The 18873-nt window shown below is 67.4% G+C and carries 21 protein-coding genes and 1 pseudogene; 11 read left to right on the top strand and 11 right to left on the bottom strand.

The window, feature by feature from the left end; translation table 11 throughout:
* The first annotated feature begins 3 nt into the window (after nucleotides 1-3).
* A complete protein-coding gene (locus AC5Y5B_RS16970; RefSeq protein ID WP_112631003.1) occupies nucleotides 4-870 on the top strand; it encodes an alpha/beta fold hydrolase in 867 nt (288 codons plus the stop codon).
* Between the two features lie 17 nt (nucleotides 871-887).
* Here the strand turns inward: AC5Y5B_RS16970 and AC5Y5B_RS16965 are convergent, their stop codons facing one another.
* Nucleotides 888-1361, bottom strand: coding sequence for a hypothetical protein (locus tag AC5Y5B_RS16965; protein ID WP_112631005.1), 474 nt, complete (start codon nucleotides 1359-1361; stop codon nucleotides 888-890).
* Between the two features lie 36 nt (nucleotides 1362-1397).
* Here AC5Y5B_RS16965 and AC5Y5B_RS16960 point away from each other — a divergent pair, with 36 nt between their 5' ends.
* The 3 genes from AC5Y5B_RS16960 to AC5Y5B_RS16950 are packed head-to-tail and all read left to right on the top strand — an operon-like array spanning nucleotide 1398 to nucleotide 4189.
* Entirely contained in the window at nucleotides 1398-2693 is a 1296-nt protein-coding gene (locus tag AC5Y5B_RS16960) for an NADH-ubiquinone oxidoreductase-F iron-sulfur binding region domain-containing protein (RefSeq protein ID WP_112631007.1), read from the top strand.
* Nucleotides 2690-2986, top strand: coding sequence for a ferredoxin (locus tag AC5Y5B_RS16955; RefSeq protein WP_112631009.1), 297 nt, complete (start codon nucleotides 2690-2692; stop codon nucleotides 2984-2986). The genes AC5Y5B_RS16960 and AC5Y5B_RS16955 overlap by 4 nt, the downstream gene beginning before the upstream one ends.
* A gap of 27 nt (nucleotides 2987-3013) precedes the next feature.
* A complete protein-coding gene (locus AC5Y5B_RS16950) occupies nucleotides 3014-4189 on the top strand; it encodes an acyl-CoA dehydrogenase family protein (RefSeq protein WP_500005985.1) in 1176 nt (391 codons plus the stop codon).
* Here AC5Y5B_RS16950 and AC5Y5B_RS16945 read toward each other — a convergent pair whose 3' ends face one another.
* The 3 genes from AC5Y5B_RS16945 to AC5Y5B_RS16935 are packed head-to-tail and all read right to left on the bottom strand — an operon-like array spanning nucleotide 4190 to nucleotide 6837.
* A complete protein-coding gene (locus AC5Y5B_RS16945; RefSeq protein ID WP_112631012.1) occupies nucleotides 4190-5146 on the bottom strand; it encodes an LLM class F420-dependent oxidoreductase in 957 nt (318 codons plus the stop codon).
* 12 nt (nucleotides 5147-5158) lie between these two features.
* The gene (locus AC5Y5B_RS16940; RefSeq protein ID WP_112631014.1) at nucleotides 5159-5902 is read right to left on the bottom strand and encodes a hypothetical protein; all 744 of its coding nucleotides are present in this window, start codon (nucleotides 5900-5902) and stop codon (nucleotides 5159-5161) included.
* An 11-nt stretch (nucleotides 5903-5913) separates the two neighbouring features.
* Entirely contained in the window at nucleotides 5914-6837 is a 924-nt protein-coding gene (locus AC5Y5B_RS16935; RefSeq protein WP_500005984.1) for an NAD-dependent epimerase/dehydratase family protein, read from the bottom strand.
* A 177-nt stretch (nucleotides 6838-7014) separates the two neighbouring features.
* Here AC5Y5B_RS16935 and AC5Y5B_RS16930 point away from each other — a divergent pair, with 177 nt between their 5' ends.
* The 7 genes and pseudogenes from AC5Y5B_RS16930 (at nucleotide 7015) to AC5Y5B_RS16900 (ending at nucleotide 13221) form a co-directional block, all read left to right on the top strand.
* Nucleotides 7015-7338 (top strand): hypothetical protein, encoded by a 324-nt coding sequence (locus tag AC5Y5B_RS16930; protein WP_112631018.1) that lies wholly within the window; start codon nucleotides 7015-7017, stop codon nucleotides 7336-7338.
* A gap of 114 nt (nucleotides 7339-7452) precedes the next feature.
* Nucleotides 7453-9117, top strand: coding sequence for a thiolase C-terminal domain-containing protein (locus AC5Y5B_RS16925; protein ID WP_500005983.1), 1665 nt, complete (start codon nucleotides 7453-7455; stop codon nucleotides 9115-9117).
* A 7-nt stretch (nucleotides 9118-9124) separates the two neighbouring features.
* On the top strand, nucleotides 9125-10081 hold the full coding sequence (locus AC5Y5B_RS16920) for an alpha/beta hydrolase (protein ID WP_112631022.1): 957 nt from the start codon (nucleotides 9125-9127) through the stop codon (nucleotides 10079-10081).
* Nucleotides 10081-10896: an NAD(P)-dependent oxidoreductase gene (locus AC5Y5B_RS16915; protein WP_500005982.1), complete on the top strand. Its 816-nt coding sequence runs from the start codon at nucleotides 10081-10083 to the stop codon at nucleotides 10894-10896. The genes AC5Y5B_RS16920 and AC5Y5B_RS16915 overlap by 1 nt, the downstream gene beginning before the upstream one ends.
* Before the next feature lie 38 nt (nucleotides 10897-10934).
* A pseudogene (locus AC5Y5B_RS16910) lies at nucleotides 10935-11692 on the top strand (NAD(P)-dependent oxidoreductase).
* Between the two features lie 111 nt (nucleotides 11693-11803).
* Nucleotides 11804-13009: a cytochrome P450 gene (locus AC5Y5B_RS16905; RefSeq protein ID WP_112631026.1), complete on the top strand. Its 1206-nt coding sequence runs from the start codon at nucleotides 11804-11806 to the stop codon at nucleotides 13007-13009.
* Nucleotides 13010-13020: 11 nt separating this feature from the next.
* A complete protein-coding gene (locus tag AC5Y5B_RS16900) occupies nucleotides 13021-13221 on the top strand; it encodes a ferredoxin (RefSeq protein ID WP_007777398.1) in 201 nt (66 codons plus the stop codon).
* A gap of 3 nt (nucleotides 13222-13224) precedes the next feature.
* Here the strand turns inward: AC5Y5B_RS16900 and AC5Y5B_RS16895 are convergent, their stop codons facing one another.
* The 7 genes from AC5Y5B_RS16895 to AC5Y5B_RS16865 all read right to left on the bottom strand — a co-directional run bounded on the left by AC5Y5B_RS16895 (nucleotide 13225) and on the right by AC5Y5B_RS16865 (nucleotide 18826).
* On the bottom strand, nucleotides 13225-13509 hold the full coding sequence (locus AC5Y5B_RS16895; RefSeq protein ID WP_112631028.1) for a DUF1330 domain-containing protein: 285 nt from the start codon (nucleotides 13507-13509) through the stop codon (nucleotides 13225-13227).
* A gap of 30 nt (nucleotides 13510-13539) precedes the next feature.
* Complete coding sequence (locus tag AC5Y5B_RS16890) at nucleotides 13540-13728, bottom strand: ferredoxin (RefSeq protein ID WP_112631030.1); 189 nt, start codon at nucleotides 13726-13728, stop codon at nucleotides 13540-13542.
* A complete protein-coding gene (locus AC5Y5B_RS16885; protein ID WP_112631032.1) occupies nucleotides 13725-14996 on the bottom strand; it encodes a cytochrome P450 in 1272 nt (423 codons plus the stop codon). Before AC5Y5B_RS16885 ends, AC5Y5B_RS16890 begins: the two co-directional genes overlap by 4 nt.
* Nucleotides 14997-15157: 161 nt before the next feature.
* The gene (locus AC5Y5B_RS16880; protein ID WP_112631034.1) at nucleotides 15158-15664 is read right to left on the bottom strand and encodes a hypothetical protein; all 507 of its coding nucleotides are present in this window, start codon (nucleotides 15662-15664) and stop codon (nucleotides 15158-15160) included.
* On the bottom strand, nucleotides 15661-16275 hold the full coding sequence (locus tag AC5Y5B_RS16875; protein ID WP_112631036.1) for a TetR/AcrR family transcriptional regulator: 615 nt from the start codon (nucleotides 16273-16275) through the stop codon (nucleotides 15661-15663). The genes AC5Y5B_RS16880 and AC5Y5B_RS16875 overlap by 4 nt, the downstream gene beginning before the upstream one ends.
* A gap of 115 nt (nucleotides 16276-16390) precedes the next feature.
* The gene (locus tag AC5Y5B_RS16870; protein ID WP_112631038.1) at nucleotides 16391-17545 is read right to left on the bottom strand and encodes a thiolase family protein; all 1155 of its coding nucleotides are present in this window, start codon (nucleotides 17543-17545) and stop codon (nucleotides 16391-16393) included.
* Nucleotides 17546-17659: 114 nt separating this feature from the next.
* Complete coding sequence (locus tag AC5Y5B_RS16865) at nucleotides 17660-18826, bottom strand: acyl-CoA dehydrogenase family protein (protein WP_112631040.1); 1167 nt, start codon at nucleotides 18824-18826, stop codon at nucleotides 17660-17662.
* Nucleotides 18827-18873 lie beyond the last annotated feature (47 nt).

Raw genomic sequence — 18873 nt, 5'->3', positions numbered from 1 at the left:
CGGGTGCCTTCTATTGAGATCAACGGGGGAAATGTCGTCTACGAAATCCTCGGTGACTCTGGCGATCTCATTGCGTTGACGCCGGGCGGCCGGTTCAGCAAGGAGATCCCCGGCCTGCGTCCCTTGGCCGATGCCCTGGTCGCGGGCGGCTACCGGGTACTGCTGTGGGACCGGCCCAACTGCGGCGCCTCGGATGTGCAGTTCTATGGACAAAGCGAGTCCCACATGCGCGCCGAGACACTGCACAAGCTCGTGACCGGTCTGGGCTTCGAGCGTTGCATCCTCGCCGGGGGTTCCGGCGGCGCAAGGGATTCCATGCTGACCACGATGCTCTACCCCGAGATGGTCACCAAGCTCGTGGTGTGGAACATCGTCGGCGGCACCTACGGCACCTTCGTGCTCGGTTCGTTCTACATCATTCCCAGCATCCTCGCGGTGCGCGGCACCGGCATGGACGGGGTGGTGAAGGTGGCCGAGTGGCGGGAGCGCATCGAGGAGAATCCGAACAACAAGCAGCGGTTCCTGGACTTCGATAAAGACGAGTTCCTCAAGCTGATGCTGCGCTGGCTCAACGCGTTCGTCTCCAAGCCGGGCCAGACGATCCCGGGTGTCGAGGACGAGATGTTCGACCGGATCACGGTGCCCACGTTGATCATTCGTGGCGGTGAGAACGACATGGATCACCCGAAGCGGACGTCGCTGGAGGTCAGCTGCCTGATCAAGGGGTCGAAGCTCATCGACCCACCGTGGCCCGAGGACGCATGGGAGCGGGCCTCGGAAGACCGCGCCGCCGGTCGGGTGCAGCACTTCAACATGTTCGACACTTGGGTGCAGGCGGCGCCCGCAATCCTGGAATTTTTGGGTTCGTGATGGCGCGACACGGTGCATCACCTCGTGGAAATGCGGACCTCGCAATTCAGCGACGCCTCGAGCGCCGTGTGTACCCGGCTTTCCGGAATCCGCTCGAGGTCGGACTCGCGCAGGGTCACATGGACGATGTCGAATCCGTCGTCGCCGGGGGTGCGCTCGATGTCACCGGTGAGCCCGAACGCCGACAGCACGCCGTGCGCGTCGTCGTCGGTGCCCCGGCTGACGAAGGTGATCACTCCCGCGACGGGATCAATACCGAACGCTCTGGCGCACAATCCGATTGCGGTGGCCTTGGCCGTGTCACCGTCCTCGGCCGCAATGAGCAGCTCCACTTCGCGGCGGGTCGCCGGCAGGGATGCGAGGTCGTTGTCGACCACGTCCGCGCCGGCCGCGGCCACCAGCTCGAGGAGAGCCGCCATGCCGTCGCGTAGCTGTGCGGGCTCGAGCACGCTCTCCGGGTCGACGTTCACACGCACCACCGCAGTTCGCATGTGCGCAAGCCTAACTAACACGATGGCAGGCCAGCATTGAACACCACCCAGTCCACCACCATCGCCACCGCGCCATGGCCCGGATGCCCACCGCGGCTGCTCAGCGAGCAGGCCCGCGAAGACCTGACGTCCTATCGCAAGCTCGGCGGCTACCGCCCGCTCGCCGATGCCGATGAATTCCTTTCCGAAGTCGAGTCCAGTGGCCTGGTCGGCCGCGGCGGTGCCGCGTTTCCGCTGGCGGTGAAGCTGCGGTCGGTGCGCGACAACGGGCGCCTGCTGGGTGTCCCCGTCGTCGTCGCGAATGGCGAAGAGGGAGAACCGGCTTCGGTCAAGGACCGCTGGCTGCTGCGCAATCGCCCCCACCTCGTCCTGGACGGTCTGCGGCTGGCCGCGACGGTCGTCGCCGCGGACCGCGCCCACGTCTACGTGTCCGACCCGGAATCGGCGCACAGCATCGAATCCGCGCTCGCCGAGCTGGATCCCGGCGCGCTCGGCGTCACGATCGACCTGCGCACGGTGGCGCCGGGGTACGTGGCCGGCGAGGAGACGGCCGCTGTTCGCGCGATCAACGGTGGCCCGGCCAAGCCGACGGACAAGCCGCCGCGCCCCTTCGAAGCGGGAGTCGACGACCGTCCCACGCTCGTCAGCAACGTCGAGACCCTGGCCAACCTCCCCTACCTGCAGGGCCACGGGTCGGCCGACTTCCGGTCGCAGGGAACCACGCTGTCGCCGGGCACCTTCCTGGCGACCATCACCGGCAGCGGGCGACCTCCCGTCCTGTATGAACTTCCGCATGGGCTGCCATTCACCGAACTGCTTGCCCTGCACGGTGTCCCGGCCGACCAGGTGCGCGGAGCACTGATGGGCGGCTACTTCGCCGGTCTGCTCAATCGCTCGGTGTTGGAGACCACCCTGGACCACGAGACGATGCGACGCGTCGGCAGCGGGCTGGGCTGCGGCGCGATCTCGCTGCTGACCGAGGACTGCCCCGTCGCGGTCGCGGCATCGGTGCTCGCGTACTTCGACCGCGAAAACGCCGGCCAATGCGGATCGTGCTTCAACGGGACGGCGGCGATGGCCGCGGTCGCCGGTGCGCTGCGCGACGGCGCCGCGACGGCAGAAGACGTCGAACGGTTGCGCCGCTGGTCGGTGCTGCTGCGTGGGCGCGGCGCGTGCGCGACGCTCGATGCCGCGACGAACGTCGCCGCCAGCCTGCTCGATCAGTTCCCCGACGACGTCGCCGCCCATCTCAACGGCGCCTGCCAGGACTGCGCCGGCGGTGCGTTCCGCGCGGACCGTCCCTACGAGGCGGAACCTGTGAGGCACGCATGAAAATCCGTCTGGATCGCACCATTTGCGACGGCTTCGGCATCTGCGCCAAACATGCGCCGGGATACTTCTCGCTGGACGACTGGGGATATGCCTCCCTCATCGGGGACGGCACGGTGGCGGAGGCGGATCGCGACGCGGTCATGCGGGCGCTGCTCGACTGCCCGGTGCACGCCATCACCGAAATCGGCCAACGCACCGCCCGCGCCTCGCAGCCGCCGCTGGCCGACACCGCGGATCCGGCCGAGCACCTCAAAACCGAAGAGAACGAGGCGGAGTGGGGATTTACGCGCTGAGCCGTCCCCGCCCGTAGGAGCAGTGCCATGCAGCTCACCTTTGACGCCGACGTGGAAGCGTTTCGCGCAGAATTCGTCAGCTTTCTCACCGAGCACCTGCCGACCCAAGCCCAAGCCGCGGAGCGGCCGTCGTCGACCTCGCACGTGCCCGAATGGTCGCGCCGCTGGCAGCGCCTTCAGTTCGACCATGGGTGGCTACTGCCCGGCAACCCACCGGAATTCGGTGGCCGCAACGCAACCATCCTGCAGCAGTTCGTGCATCGTGAGGAGCTGTCGCGTCGCCGGATCTACCACTGCTTCAATCCCCAGGGCGTCGGCATCATCGCCGCGTCGCTGTTGTCCTGCGGCACCGAGGAGCAAAAGCGGCGCTGGGCCGTCCCGATCCTGCGAGCCGAAAAGACCGCGTCCCTGGGCATGAGCGAGCCCGGCGCCGGCTCCGATTTGGCCGGGCTGCGGACGAAGGCCGAATTGGTCGGCGACGAGTTCGTGGTCAACGGGCAGAAGGTGTGGACCTCCGGCGCCCATGACGCCGACGTCATCCTTACGTTCGTCCGCACGGACCCGAACGCCGTGCGGCACAAGGGAATCAGCGCGCTGCTCATCCCGACCGACAGTCCCGGGCTGGTGCGTCGCCCCTTCCCCTCCGTCTACGACCGCGACGAGCTGGACTTCAACGACGTGTTCTTCAACGACGTCCGGGTGCCCGCGCGCAACCTGGTCGGCCCGCTCAACGGCGGGTGGCGGGTCGCCAACGGCTCGCTCGGCCACGAGCGCACCCTGATGTGGATGGCCTTCGCGAACCGGCTCGAGCAACTCCTCGAAGACTACCGGCCGCGCGACGAGGTCAACGCGGACCACTACGCCACGATCGTGATGGACTACTACGCGCTGCGGCTGCTCGGTTCGGCCGCGTTGGGCCGGGCGGCCCGCGGCGAGGTGGACGTGGCGGCGTTGTCCGTGCTGAAGGTGTTCGGCTCGGAGGCCGAACAGAGCGCGCTGCGGCACGCACTGGACGCGGCCGGGGCCGACGGTCTGCGCGACAAGATGCTGACGGCCCAGTACAACCCTTACGCCCCAGATCTTTTCACCGCCAGCTGGTTCGCGCGCTACATCAGCAGCTACGCGGGCACGATCGCGGGCGGCACGTCGGAGATTCAGCGCAACATCGTCGCCCAGCGCGTCCTCGGTCTACCCTCGCGCTGATCACAAGGCCGGACACAGCGACGACAGGAACTGCTGAGTTCGACGCCGAGACGTGGTTCGCTCTTCAATGTCCTTGCCCAACGGCACGATTCGCACCGCAAGGTCGGTGACGCCAGCATCCCGGTAGCGGCGCAACCGATCCAGGATGGCCGTCTCGTCGCCGGCCGCCATGGTGTCACCGACGTCTTCGGCGTCGCCGTGCTGCAGCAGTCGCACATAGTTGGGCGAGAAGTCCGCGTGCCCAAGCACCTCGCTGGCGTAGCCGCGAGCATCGTCGGTCTCGCTGTTCGAGCAGAGCGCGACCGGAACACCGGCGACGATCCGGGGCACGGGACGCCCGGCCCGGCCGGCCGCCGCGGTGAGGCGCGGAACGACGTGGTCGCCGATCGCGCGCTCGTCGGCCATCCACAGCACGGTGCCGGCGGCCCGCGCGCCGGCCAGTTGCAGCATTGTCGGTCCGAGCGCCGACAGCAGCACCGGCACCGCGAAGGCGTCCGTGACGTCGACCGGCGAATGGACGCAATAGCTTTCGTTGTCGACATCCACGCTGCCCGGACCGGCGAAGGACGCGAGGAGCACGTCGAGGTAGTCACCCATCAGGCGCGCCGGGCGGTCATAGGGCAATCCCAGCTGCGAGTTGACGATCCAATGATGCGAGGGTCCGATGCCCAGCGTGAACCGGCCGCCGCAGGCGACCTGGGTGGTCAGGGCTTGCTGCGCCATGATCATCGGATGGCGAGTCTGAATCGGCACGACGGCCGTTCCGATTTCGATGCGCTCGGTGGCGTGCCCGATCAGCGCCACCGCGGTCAGCGCGTCGAGATAGCCGGGGACCTGGGGCATCCAGAACGCGGTGAAACCGTCGCTTTCGGCGGCGACCCCGTCGTCGATCAGGCCGGCGAGCCGGTCGGCGCGGGGGCGCTCCTTGTCCGAGCCGACCATCAAGCCGATGCGCATGCGGCCCCTTTCCTACGGCACATAGCGATCCCACTCGTACGGGACAACCGCGAAAAACGGTGCGGCGAACAATGCTTCGACGCCCGGTTCGGCCCAGCGAGCCTCGAGCACTGGCCGCAGCCGCGCCGCGGTGGCAATCGGGTCGCCGTCGAGGAAGCAATACGTGATCGCCTGGTTCGCCGGTGCGCTGGCCAAGCTGGCGTCGACCCGACGCGACACTGCGGACCACACACCGGCGACGCCGTCGACGTCCACCAGCGGGTCCGGCGACGCCACTCCCCGCTCGACCACCACGAACGCGCCCCGCACGGGCAGCCAGGGCAACACGTCCGACCCGACCCTGGCGCGCGGCGCGGCGGCCTTGCTGTGCACGTCGTACACGCCGCGTTGCACCGGCGGCAGCAGCGGGAGTTTGCGACCGGCATTGCCCAGCGCCGTGGACAGTTCGTTGAAATCGCGCAATCCGGCCGCGTCGGTGAAGAAGTACGTCATCACGTGGTCGACCGCATCGAAGGGGCCGTCGCCGACCGCGCGGGCCGAGCGGCAGGCCGGTGTGGACACCAACCGCAGCGAGGCGCGCACCGCGAGCAGGCGGTGTTGCTCCGGGCGGTGGTCCAGGCTGTGCCAGCGCAGGTACTCGGCGTCTTTTCCGTCGGGGTGGCGGACCGCCATCGAGACGAACAGGGTGGTGATATCGCCGCCCCCGGCGGCAAGGATTTCGGGGACCTCGTCCGATGGCGTGCCGGGAAGATGCATAGCGTCGGTCCTCAGGTCTTCATCGAATCATGTTGGGACAGCGAGATTTCGGGGTGGCGCGCGGCGACCATGCGTCGGAAACCCTCGCGCCAGGGCACCTTTGTGCGGCCGAGCACGTGGTGCATGTGGGAGACGTCCGGCCACAGCGGGGTATGCGCCTGGGGCGTGTACTCGAAGATCGGCTCGACACCGACCAGCTCACCCAGGAAGGCGCAGTACTCCTCCACGCTGACGGTTTCGCTGCCGGCCCAGTTCACCACGACCGCTGGCGTCGCGGCGACCTCCATCGCTCGGATGCCCAGCGCCACGTAGTCGTCTTCATAGATGGGGTTGTAATTGTTCGGCTTGTCCGGATGCAGCCGAATGGGCTTGCCCGCCAACATCGCATCGAGACGGTCGGCGGGCGCACCGCCCTGGGGGCCGTACGTCGAACAGATCCGGATGATGGTCAGCGGAATCTGAAAGCGCCTGGCGATCCAGCTGCAGACCGCCTCCGCGGCAACCTTGGAGAAGCTGTAGTTCGCCCGCAGCGGCGCCCCCGGCGGATCGGTCTCCGTCAGCGGCCGCCTGCCCTGATAGGCGTAGATCGAGCCGGTGGAGCAGAAGACGAAACCCTTTGCGGCGCGGCAATGGTAGAGCAGGTCGCCGGACGCCTGCGCATTCGTCTCCACACACTGGATCCAGTCCTTCGTGCCCGGGTTCACGGCCGCGTGGAAGACGTAGGTGAAATCATCCGGGAGACCGGAGAAGTCGCCCGCACCGACGTCCAGCGCCACCGGTGTGATCCCGGCGTCCACAAGTTTTTCCCGGCCCGCGGGATCTTTCAGGCGAGCGGCGCCCCACACCTCGTTTCCCGCCGCCGCCAGCGCACGCGCGATGGGAAATGCAATCTTGCCCGTCGCCCCGGTGATCAGGACCTTCTCCGCGTCGAGCAATCAGCCCTCCGAATGTTAAGTACTTGATATCGCCAGTGGAGCATAACCCCGGCTCGCGACGGAACGCCACGACGTCGGACTCGGTGTGGCGTGTGGATGTCGGTCACTAGTCGCGGCGCTAGCAGCGGAATAAACTGAGACAGCCAAGGTCACGATGGCCCCATTGGGAGGCCCACCATGAGGTGGTTTGTACGTCGTCTGACAGTTGTCATCGGGTGCGCCTTCATCGGGATGGCGACGGCGGTGATCCTCACGCCGGGAATCGGCTGGGCGGACTGCGATCGCAACATGTCGTGGAATCGGGTCACCATGGAGTGCAAACCGCCGCCGGCGATGCCGGATTGGTACGCGACCCCGCCGGCCTACGCGCCGCCATTCGCGGCGCAGGACGTGCCCCCACCGCCTCCGCCGCGGCCATGGTGGTCACCGAACGAGCCGATGTGGAATGCCGGCTTTCACCAATGGGGTACCTATTTCGACGGCACCTGGGTGCCGTACTGACGGCGCTCATCGGGCAGGTGCGGTCTAGATCGTGCCTGCTCGCGGGTGATAACGTGATTCTCCGATTCGTATAACGGCCCTACCGAATAGGCAGCGCGACGCACCGGAGGTGACGTGTCAGCAGCACCCGGCCGCCCATTGCCCCTGGTCACGCAGGAGAACGAATTCTTCTGGACCTCGGGTGCCGACGGGGAGCTACGGCTGCAGGAATGCAAATCCTGCGACTCCCTGATCCATCCGCCGGCGCCGGTGTGCCGATACTGCCGGTCCCGCGACATCGGTGTGCGTGCCGTCTCGGGCCGGGCGACGCTCGCCGGATTCACCATCAACGAGCGGTTCAGCTTGCCCGGGCTGGTGGCTCCGTACGTGATCGCGCAGGTGGCTATCGCCGAAGATCCGCGCGTGCGACTGACCACGAACATCGTGGAATGCGTGCCCGAACAGCTCGAACTCGGCCAACCGGTCGAGGTCGTCTTCGAGCAGGTCGAGGACGTGTGGTTTCCGCTGTTCAAGCCGAGCGCCGACGGGCGCTCCGCTCCCCTGCCCGACGACGAGATCGCTCCGGAACGCTTTGGCGAGCACGTCCGCCCGATGCTCACGGTGGACAAGTTCGAAGACAAGGTCGCGCTGACCGGGATCGGGGCGTCGCCGATCGGCCGCCGCTTGATGCAACCGCCGCTGGCGTTGACAGTGCAGGCATGCGAGGCGGCCATCGCCGACGCCGGCCTGACTTACGCCGACATCGACGGTCTGTCCACCTACCCCGGCGCGATCAATGTCGGCGGCTTCGGAGAGGGCGGCACCACCGCCCTCGAGGGTGCGCTCGGCATCCGTCCGACGTGGCATAACGGCGCCATGGAGACCTTCGGCCCGGGCGGCTCGGTGATCGCCGCGATGCTGGCGGTGGCCTGCGGCCTGGCGCGCCACGTCTTGTGCTTCCGCACGCTGTGGGAAGCCACCAACGGCGAGCTGATGAAGCAGGGCAAGATCACCCCGGCCGGCGCTTCAGCGGGCCGAATGTCGGGCTGGCAGATGCCATTTGGCGCCACGTCGGCGGCGCACACGCTGGCGATGAACGCGCAACGGCACTTTCACCGGTATGGCACCACCAAGGAAACGCTGGGTTGGATCGCGTTGAACCAGCGCGCCAACGCCGAACTCAACCCGACGGCCATCTACCGGTCGCCGATGACGATGGACGACTACCTCAATGCGCGCCCCATCACCACGCCGTTCGGGCTCTACGACTGCGACGTGCCGTGCGACGGCGCCATCGCCGTCATCGTCTCGGCCGTCGACGCCGCCCGCGACCTGGCCAAGCCGTCGGTGCTGGTGGAAGCCGTGGGAACGCAGATCGTCGAGCGACTCGACTGGGACCAGAGCACTCTCACCCACGAGCCGCAGGTGCTGGGCCAGGCGGCGCACGTGTGGACGCGTACCTCGCTACGGCCCGCCGATGTCGATGTCGCCGAGCTGTATGACGGGTTTTCCTTCAACTGCCTGTCCTGGATCGAGGCGCTCGGTTTCTGCGGGATCGGGGAGGCTAAGGAATTCCTGGACGGCGGCAAGAACATCGCACGCGACGGGCAGCTGCCGCTCAATACCCACGGCGGCCAGCTCTCGCACGGCCGCACGCACGGCATGGGTCTGCTGCACGAAGCCATCACTCAGCTGCGCGGGGAGGCCGGTGAACGCCAGGTCGCCGGCGCCCGCGTCGGTGTCGTCAGCAGTGGCGGGCTCACTCCCAGCGGCGTGCTCCTGCTGCGGGCCCCGGAATGAGGCGGACATGAACACCGCGGCACCGCGACCACGGCTGGTGATCGTCGACGGGGTGCCGATGTCGGCGCTGGTCGCCGAAGCCGACGACCCCGAGGCCGTGATCGTGGCCATCCACGGCGGCGGCACCACCGCAATGTATTTCGACTGCCCCGGCCACCCCTCGTACTCGCTGTTGCGGACCGGCGCGGCGGCCGGATTCACCGTGGTGGCCCTCGATCGGCCGGGCTATGGCAGCTCGGCACCGTATCCGGACGCGATGGTCTCCGGCGAGCAGCGCGTGCACCTGGCTTACGGCGCCATCGACCGCATCCTCGGCCAACGACCTTGTGGCGCAGGGATGTTCGTGTGGGGCCATTCGGGCGGCTGCGAGCTGACATTGCGGCTCGCCGCCGACGAGCGGGGTGCCGGCCTGCTCGGCATCGAGCTCGCGGGCACTGGCCGGCACTACCACCCCGCCGCCAAGGAAATACTGAAAACGGCCACCCGCGAACGCCGCCCGTCTGGCATGCGCGAATTGCTGTGGAGCCCAGTGGAGCTTTATCCCCCCGAGGTCCTGGGTGGCGCCACGGTCTCGCCATCGGCCCCGTCTTACGAGGACCAGATGGTGTCGGACTGGGCGCGACAGACTTTCCCGCAGCTCGCGCCCGCCGTGCGCGTCCCGGTGCACTTCAGCATCGCCGAGCACGAAAAGGTGTGGCAGACCGATGATCCGGCGGTGGCCGAGATCGGCGCCCTGTTCGCGGGGGCGCCGCGGTTGGTCGTACATCGACAACCGGACGCCGGGCACAACATCAGCCTCAGCCACGCCGCCCCCACCTACCACGCGAAAGTCCTTGATTTCGTGCGTGATTGCGTGGCCGAAGGCGCTTCACGCCCAGGCGGCCCCTCGAATGTGGCGCCACAGTCACTGTCGAGCCCCGACGTGACTGCAGCGTCACGATCGGTGGACGAGGAGGCGGGCTGATGCGCGTCGGATTCATCGGGCTGGGCAGCCAGGGCGGCCCCGTGGCGCGCCGGATCGTCGAGGGCGGCTACCCCACCACCCTGTGGGCGCGCAGGCCCGAGGCCCTCGAGGCGTTCGCCGACACCGCGGCCCGCGCCGCCGGGTCTCCGGCCGAACTCGCCGCGGCCAGTGACCTGGTCTGCCTCTGCGTGGTCGGTGATGCCGACATCGACGAACTAGCTTGCGGGACAAACGGATTGCTGTCGGCGATGCGGCCAGGAAGCGTCATCGCCGTGCACAGCACGGTGCACCCGAACACCTGCCGAGAACTCGCGAACACGGCCGCCGCCCAAGGCGTTTCCGTCATCGATGCGCCGGTGAGCGGCGGGGGCGGGGCGGCGGCCGAGGGCCGGCTGCTGGTGGTGGTGGGCGGCGACACCGACGTTGTCGAGCGTTGCCGCCCCGTCTTCCAGACCTATGCCGATCCCGTCGTTCATCTGGGCGAGCTGGGCTCCGGACAAACGACGAAGCTGCTCAACAACCTGCTTTTCACCGCCAACCTGGCCACGGCGGCCACCGCCCTGTCGCTCGCGAACGCGCTGGGCGTCGAACCGGACCGCCTCACCGAGGTGGTCTCCCGCAGCAGCGGCAACAGCTTTGCGCTCAATGCCCTCGGCGGTATCGGCGAACTCGATCGGTTGGCCGGGGTGGCGGGCGGGCTGCTGCAAAAGGATGTTCGGCTGGTCGTCGACCTTGCCGAGAAAGCCGGGGCCGACGGCGGCGCGGTGCTCGACGCGGCCGACGCGGCGCTGGCGCTGATGGACCACCCGCGGTGAGAGTGGGATTCATCGGCGCGGGGCGAATGGGCCGCCCCATGGTCGGGCGTCTGGTGGCGGCCGGTCACGACGTCCGAGCCATTGCCCGGACGACCGAAAGGCGCCGGGAGCTCGAGCAACTGGGCGCGCGGGCCGTCGGCCGCGCGGCCGACGCCGGTGCCCGAGCCGACGTCGTGGTGCTCTGCGTGTTCACCGACGACCAGGTTCGAGAAACTGCCTGGCCGGCGAATTGCTATCCGCCCTGCGGCCCGGTGCGGCGCTGGTCTTGCACACCACCGTCGACCCGGACACCATCGCGGTGATCGCCGAGCGCGCCGACGGCGTTGACGTCGTCGATGCCGCGGTCAGCGGGGGCCCCCAGGACATCGCCGCCAGCCGGCTGACGCTGTTCGTCGGCGGTGCCGACCAAGCGGTTGACCGCGTGCGACCGCTGCTGGCGTGCTACGGCGACCCGGTCCTGCACGTCGGGCCGGCCGGCGCCGGGCAGAAGGTAAAACTCGTCAACAATGCGCTGTTCGCTGCGCAGATCGGGCTGCTCGCCGAGGCAATTCGACTGGGAGAAGCGCTCGGCGTGCCGGAATCGGCGCTGCTGACGGCCCTGGCGCACGGCAGCGCGGCCAGCCGCGTGCTGAACCTCGTCGCGACGAGCGGCTCCCTCGCGTCGTTCATCGAAATGACCGGTGAGTTCCTGACGAAGGATGTAGCCACCGTCCGCGCCGCCGCCGAGGCGCGGGGCAGCTGTCTGGGTGCGCTGGATGACGTCATCGCGGCCGTCGGCGCCGCGAAGAGGGTATGAAATGCCAGCGTTTTGGTCTTTCCGGTTCGTCACGAAGGTATTACCGTTAGCGTTACAGTCAGTGACTCCGCTGTAAAGGTTCAGCCCGACCTCGCCGCTGAGGAGGATGCAGTGACAAAACCGAAGGTCGTCTTCGATCCGTACTCCGAGGACTATTTCAACAACCCGTTCGACATCTATCGGCGGATGCGCGAGGAAACGCCACTGTATTACGACGAAAAAGAGGACTTCTACGCGCTGACGCGTCACGAAGACGTGGCGGCCGCGTTCAAGGACTTCGAAACGTACTCGTCCGCCCGCGGTTGCGACCTGGCGATGGTGCGCCGGGGCATTGCCCCCGAGCAGAAGTCGATCATCTTCATGGATCCGCCGGAGCACCGCCACATGCGCAGCCTGCTCAACAAGGCGTTCACTCCAAGGGCGATCCAGTCGCAGCGGGAGACGATCATCGAGGTAATCGACAAGTACCTGGGCGCGGTCGACCCGGACAACTTCGACGTCGTGCAGGACTTCTCCGGGCCGTTCCCCGTGGAGGTCATCACCCGGATGGCCGGTGTGCCCGAGGAATACCGCCAGCAGGTCCGGCACTGGATCGACACCAGCCTGCATCACGAGCCGGGCCAGATCGAGGTCAGCGAAGCGGGCATGCAGGCGAATATCGACACGGCGATGTACTACTTCAGCCTGGTCCAAGAGCGGCGCCAGGCGCCGCAGGACGACATGATCAGCCGGCTGATCGCCGCCGAAATCCCCGGTGAAGACGGCCAGCTGCGCAAGCTCGACGACATCGAGATCTGCGGTTTCGCAACCCTTCTGGGCGGCGCGGGCGCCGAGACCGTCACCAAACTGATGGGCAACGCCGCGGTGATCTTCGCCAAGCACCCCGACCAGTGGCAGATGCTGCAGGAGGACCGCGACAAGATTCCCGGCGCGGTCGAAGAGCTGCTGCGCTACGAGGGGCCGGTGCAATACAACGTCCGCTACACCCTCAAAGAGGCCCACGTGAGCGGGGGCGTGATCCCGGCGGGCAAACCCGTATTCCTCTGCGGCGCCGCGGCCAACCGCGACCCGGACGCCTTCACCGACGCCGACACCTTCAACATCGAGCGCGACCAGACCGAGGCGCAGCACCTTGGACTGGGGTATGGGATCCACAGCTGCCTGGGGGCCGCGTTGGCGCGCCTGGAAAGCCGGATCGCGCTAGAGCGGCTGCTCGACTTCATGCCGCGCTACGAAGTGGACTGGGCCGGGTGTAAACGAGTGAACATGCAAAACGTGGCGGGCTGGAAGAACGTGCCCGTCAAGGTGCTTCGTTAAAGGGGGCCACGATGACGAAGAAGATCGAGGTCGATTGGGGACTCTGCGAGAGCAACGGTGTCTGCATGGGCATCAACCCAGACATCTTCGAGCTCGGCGACGACGACATGTTGACCGTCCACCAAGAGGAAGTCACTCCGGAGAACGAGGCGGACGTGCGCGAGGCCGTCCGTCAGTGTCCTCGTCAGGCGATCTCCATCGTCGGAGAGTAGCGATCAGAATCCGGACAGGATGACCGCGTTGCAGTCGGCGGCCTGCTGGCGCAATTTGGCCGCCTTCTGGTAGCCCTCGGATTCGTACCAGGCCCGAGCCGCATCCACCGACTCGAATTCCAGCACCACGGTCTGGTCGCCGTGCCAGTCGCCCTCGATGACTTTGGGCGCGGTGTCCACCGCGAGAACCGTGGCGCCGCTCATCGCCGATCCGGCGGCTTGGGCGTATGCCTTCATGCCTTCCGGGTCTTTGATGGCCTCGGTGAGGATGACATACCCTTTGGCCACTCGAATCTCCTTACTCGCCTGGAACTTTGACTATTTCTCGCTGATCGCCTGCTCGGGACAGCATTGGATCGCCTCCTGCGCGGCCGATTCCAAATCCGTTGGGACATCGGAATCTATCGCTACGGCGTAACCGTCGTCGGTCAGGCTGAACACATCGGGGCACAGCGTCAGACACATGCCGTGACCGCGACACCGCTGGTCGTCCACCCACACCTTCATGCCGGCGTGAACTCCAGGTGCAATTCGGTCAGGCCACGCAGGATGTACGTCGGAACATAGTGGTAGCGACGGTTATTCGCCGGCCCGTGGACGTCCTCGTTGATCCTGATGTCCGTCGTGCGGTCGAGCAGCCGTTCGATCGCGACCCGGGTTTCCGCCCGCGCCAGCGGGGCCCCCGGGCAGCTGTGGATCCCGCGCCCGAACGCGATGTGCTGGCGCGCGTTCTTGCGGGCCGGGTCGAAGGTGGCGGGATCTTCGAACCGCCGCGGATCGCGGTTGGCGGCGGCCTGCACGATCATCACCGTGGTGCCGGCCGGCAGGTCGACGCCGCCGACGTTGACCGGCCGCCGGTTCATCCGGAAGTCGCCCTTGACCGGGCTCTCGTGGCGCAGCGACTCCTCGATGAAATTCGGGATCAGGCTGCGGTCCTTGCGCAACTGCGCCTGGATGTCGGGGCGCTCGCCCAGCGTCTGCAGGGCCGCACCGAGCAGCCGCACGGTGGTCTCCTGTCCCGCGGAGAAGACGTTGCTGGCGACGCGGGCCACGTCCTCGACCTCCGGGATCGAACCGTCGGGATACGTGGCGGTGGCCAGTCCGGTCAGCACGTCGTCGCGAGGATTCTGGCGGCGGTCGCGCACGTAGTCGGAGAACAGGCCATAGAGGAATTCCAGCGGGCTGTGGGCCAGGGATCCCTTGGTGCCGCCGATACCGCCACCCGCGTGGTCAGCGATGCCCTTGACGAACTTGTCGCGGTCCTCCATCGGGACGCCGAGCAGGTCGGCGATGACCAGCAGCGTGAACGGGCTCGCGAAGCCCTTGATCCACTCGCCGCGCCCCGGTGCGAGAAAGTCGTCGAGCGCCTGGTCGGCGAGGGCCCACATGGCGTCCTCGTTCTCCTTGAGGCGCTTGGGGGTGATCAGCCGCATCATCAGGGAGCGGTGGTTGGTGTGGGTCGGCGGGTCGAGCGTGGGCAGCTGGTCGCTGAACGGCAGCTCGTCGCGGTGCTGCTCGATCAGCTCGGTGATGTCGTCACCCTCGATCGGGACCGGAAAGCCGGGAAACGGGCCGGTCACCGAGATACACGAGGACCAGGTCTCGGCGTCGTTGAGCACCGCACACGCCTCGTCCCAACCGGTGATCATGGTGACGTCGTGATGGCTCTCCCGGGTGACGGGGCACCGCTGACGCAGCGCCTCGTAGTAGGGGTACGGGTCCTCGATGAGCTCGCTGCCGCGGAAGAAGTCCGGCTCGGAGAATTCGTTCGCCATCTCCTGCTCCTTGAATCTCGGCTAGTGAGAATGTGCCTCTCGCGGATGAGTATTACATTTTCACATGGGGTGGTGGTCGTCAACGACGGGCCCCCGCCGGGTGTCACACGACGCGCGAGTTCGCTGTCTGCCGGGCTGTGGCGCGCCGGCCCGCCGCTCGGCTAGCTGGCGGGAACCAAATCGGCGGCCACCGAGGGCCACGCCAGCAGCCCGCTGCGGAACGTCTCGACGCGGCCGATGGGGGCGTGCGGTGCCGCCGCGGCCGCCAGGGCCTGGGCCTTGAACGTCTGCGCCGCCATGCTCAGCTGGTGCTGCACCAGGCCCACACTGTCGTCGAGTTCGGACGGCCAGTTCTCGCCCCACAGCGTGACCTCCGTGGCGCCCTGATCGAGGGCCTGCAGCACGCCCTGACGCACCCGGGCGTCGCAACCGAACAGGTCCGCGGCGGCGGCCAGGGCCTGCGGGCGGGGCCGCGATTGCACGGACGCCAGGGCCTCTTCGAGGTCGAGCACCTGGGCGCCGATGATCTGCAGCGACCGGTCGCCGGGGTGCTCAGTCACCAGCACGGTGACGTCCCAACCCGCCATGGACCGGTCGAAGATCCAGCCGCCGGCGAACCGCACCACGTCGAGCGCGGTGGTGGCGACGACGTCGAGCCGGTATCTCATGTCGTCTCGCCTTTCTTCGGGGGCGCGAAGTCGCGCGCCAGTGCCTCGGCGTACTGCTTGAACACCTCGGGAAGCGGTATCGAGGGATCGAGTAACCATGTGGTTTCCATTCCGTGGACGAAGGCGAGGATTTCTACCGCCTTGACGGCGGGGTCGATGTCTTGGCGATACCGGCCATCGGCCTGACCGCGGCGGATGAGCTCGGCGACGATGTCGGTCGCGGCGCGGTGCCTGGCCAGCATGCGGTCGTGCAGCGGAGCCTCGGGAAGGATGTTCTCGACGAGCAGCACCGTGAACGTGCCCACCAATTCGGGGGCCCGGTGGAATCGGTCCGCGACGGCGGCGATCTGGTCGAACAGGTCCCCGGTCCGGTCGGCGTGGGTGTCGTCGTCGAGGTCTCGGGCATCCAGAACCGCGTGGAGGAGCTGCTCTTTCGATTCGAAGTGATGCAACAGCCCCGCGGGGGTCACCCCGGCCTCGCCGGCGATCTGGGCGAGCGTGGTGCTGCGCCAGCCGTTGCGGGTGAGCAGGCGTTGGGCGACGTCGAGGATCCGCTGCTTGCGGTCCTCACCCTTGGCGAGAAGCGTGTCGTATCGCCGCGCGACGGGCACCGGGGTCCTCTCTACCGACGTGCCAAAACCAACCTAGTGAACACACAGTAGGTTAGTTTGCCCGCTGTGACAAGGGTCACGTGGTGCCCGCTTGTGTGCCCTAGGGCCTCGGGTGTCAGCCCACCAGCTCGACCAGCGTGGCGTTGGCGGTGCCGCCGCCTTCGCACATGGTCTGCAGCCCGTAACGAATCCCGTTGTCGCGCATGTGGTGGGCCATGCGCGTCATCAACACCGCGCCCGACGCGCCCAGCGGGTGTCCCAGCGCGATGGCCCCGCCCAGCGGATTCATCCGGGCCGGGTCGGCTCCGGTCTCCGCCAGCCACGCCAGCGGAACCGGCGCGAAGGCCTCGTTGACCTCGAAGACCCCCACGTCGGACAGCGCGACTCCGGCCTTACCCAGCACCTTCTCGGTCGCCGGGATGGGGCCGGTGAGCATCAGCACCGGATCCGCGCCGGTCACCGCCCCCGCCAGGTACCGCACGATCGGCGTCAAGCCGAGCTCGACGGCCAGCTCCGCGGTGGTCACCAACAGCGCGGCGGCGCCGTCGGAGATCTGTGAGGAATTGCCGGCGTGGATCACGCCGTCCTCGGCGAAGGCGGGCTTGAGCGTGCCGAGCTTCTCGACGGTACTGCCGCGCCGCACGCCCTCGTCGGCCGTGACGACGTTGTTGTCGGCTCCCTCGACGAACACCGGCACCAGCTGCTCGGTGAACGCCCCGGCGTCCTGGGCCGCGGCGGCCCGCTCGTGGGACTCCACCGAGAATTCGTCGAGCCGGGCCCGGGAAAATCCCCACTTCTTGGCGATCAGTTCCGCCGACAGCCCCTGGTTGAAGGAGAAGTCGTCATAGCGGGCAAGGACTTTCGGGCCGTAGGGCATGCCGGTTGCCCGGGCCGAACCGAGCGGGACGCGGCTCATGACCTCGACCCCACCGGCCACCACGACGTCCTGCTGGCCGGACATCACCGCCTGCACGGCGAAGTCCAGCGCCTGCTGGCTGGACCCACAGGCGCGGTTGACGGTGGTGCCGGGGATTGTCTCGGGCCAGCCGGCGGCCAGGACCGCGTAACGGCCGATGTTGCTGGACTGGTCGCCCACCTGGGAGACGCAGCCCCAGATCACGTCGTCGACGATCTCGGGGCCGATACCGGTGCGCTCGACGAGTTCGGTCAGCACGACCGCGGACAGGTCGGCGGCATGCATGCCGGACAGGGCGCCATTGCGCTTGCCCACCGGTGTCCGCACGGCCTCGACGATGACTGTTTCACGCATATCCCTACTCCGATTGATTGGGGGCTCATTCGCCGAACGTGCACCGGGCGCGAGCAAGTCGTGAAAAAGTCGCTCCGAGTGCACGTCCGGCGAGTGACAAACCTACGTTAGACCTCAGTAGCTCCTCGGCAACTTCAGCACGTTGGCTCCCAGGAAGTTCAGGATCATCTCCTGGCTGACCGGCGCGATCTTCATCAGCCGGGCCTCCCGGAAATAACGCGTGATGTGGTATTCCTCGGCATAACCCATGCCGCCGTGGGTTTGCAGCGCTCGGTCCGCCGCGGTGAAGCCGGCATCGGCGCACAGATACTTTGCCGTATTGGCCTCGCGCCCACAGGGTTTGCCGTTGTCGTACAGCCAGGTGGCCTTGCGCAGCATGAGTTCGGCGGCATCCAGCCGGGCCAGCGAATCGGCGAGCGGGAACTGCAGTCCCTGGTTCATGCCGATCGGCCGGCCGAACACCTCCCGCTCGTTGCCGTATTTCACCGCCTTCTCCAGCGCCACCCGGCCGATGCCCAGAGCCTCGGCCGCGATCAGCATCCGCTCCGGGTTGAGGCCGTCGAGGATGTACTGAAAGCCCTTGCCCTCCTCGCCCACTCGGTCCTCGACGGGTACCTCGAGGTTGTCGATGAACAATTCGTTGGAGCTGACGGCGTTGCGGCCCATCTTGCGGATCGGGCGGATGTCGATGCGGCTGCGATCGAGATCGGTGAGGAACAGCGTCATCCCGTCGGTCTTCTTCGAGACCTCGTCGTAGCTCTGCGTCCGGGTGAGCAGCAGGATCTTGTCGGATTCCATCGCCTTGGAGATCCAGACCTTGCGACCGTTGACGATGTAGCGATCGCCGTCGCGCTTGGCGAACGTGGTGATGCGCGAAGTGTCAAGCCCGGCACCGGGTTCGGTGACGCCGAAGCAGATGTGCACCTCGCCGGTCGCGACGGCGGGCAACGTACGGGCCTTGAGTTCGTCGGATCCGTGCACGACAACCGGCTGCATGCCGAAGATGGACAGGTGAATCGAGCTGGCGGCGTTCATGGCGCCGCCGGACTTGGCGACCTCCTCGAGCAGGATCGTCGCTTCGGTGATTCCGAGGCCATGACCGCCGTATTGGGTCGGGATCGTCATGCCCAGCCAGCCGCCATCGGCGATGGCCTTGTAGAACTCGGTCGGAAATTCGTGCGACTGGTCCTTCTCCATCCAGTACTGGTCGTCGAATTTCCCTGCCAGTTCCGCGACCGACCGACGGATCAGTTCCTGGTCGTCGGTCAGCTCAAAGTTCATTCCCTCGCCGGGCACTGCCAGATCTCCTTCACGTCAATTTGTGCACC

The organism is Mycobacterium sp. NGS33 (assembly GCF_059812885.1).
This window is presented reverse-complemented; position numbering and strand designations above follow the sequence as displayed.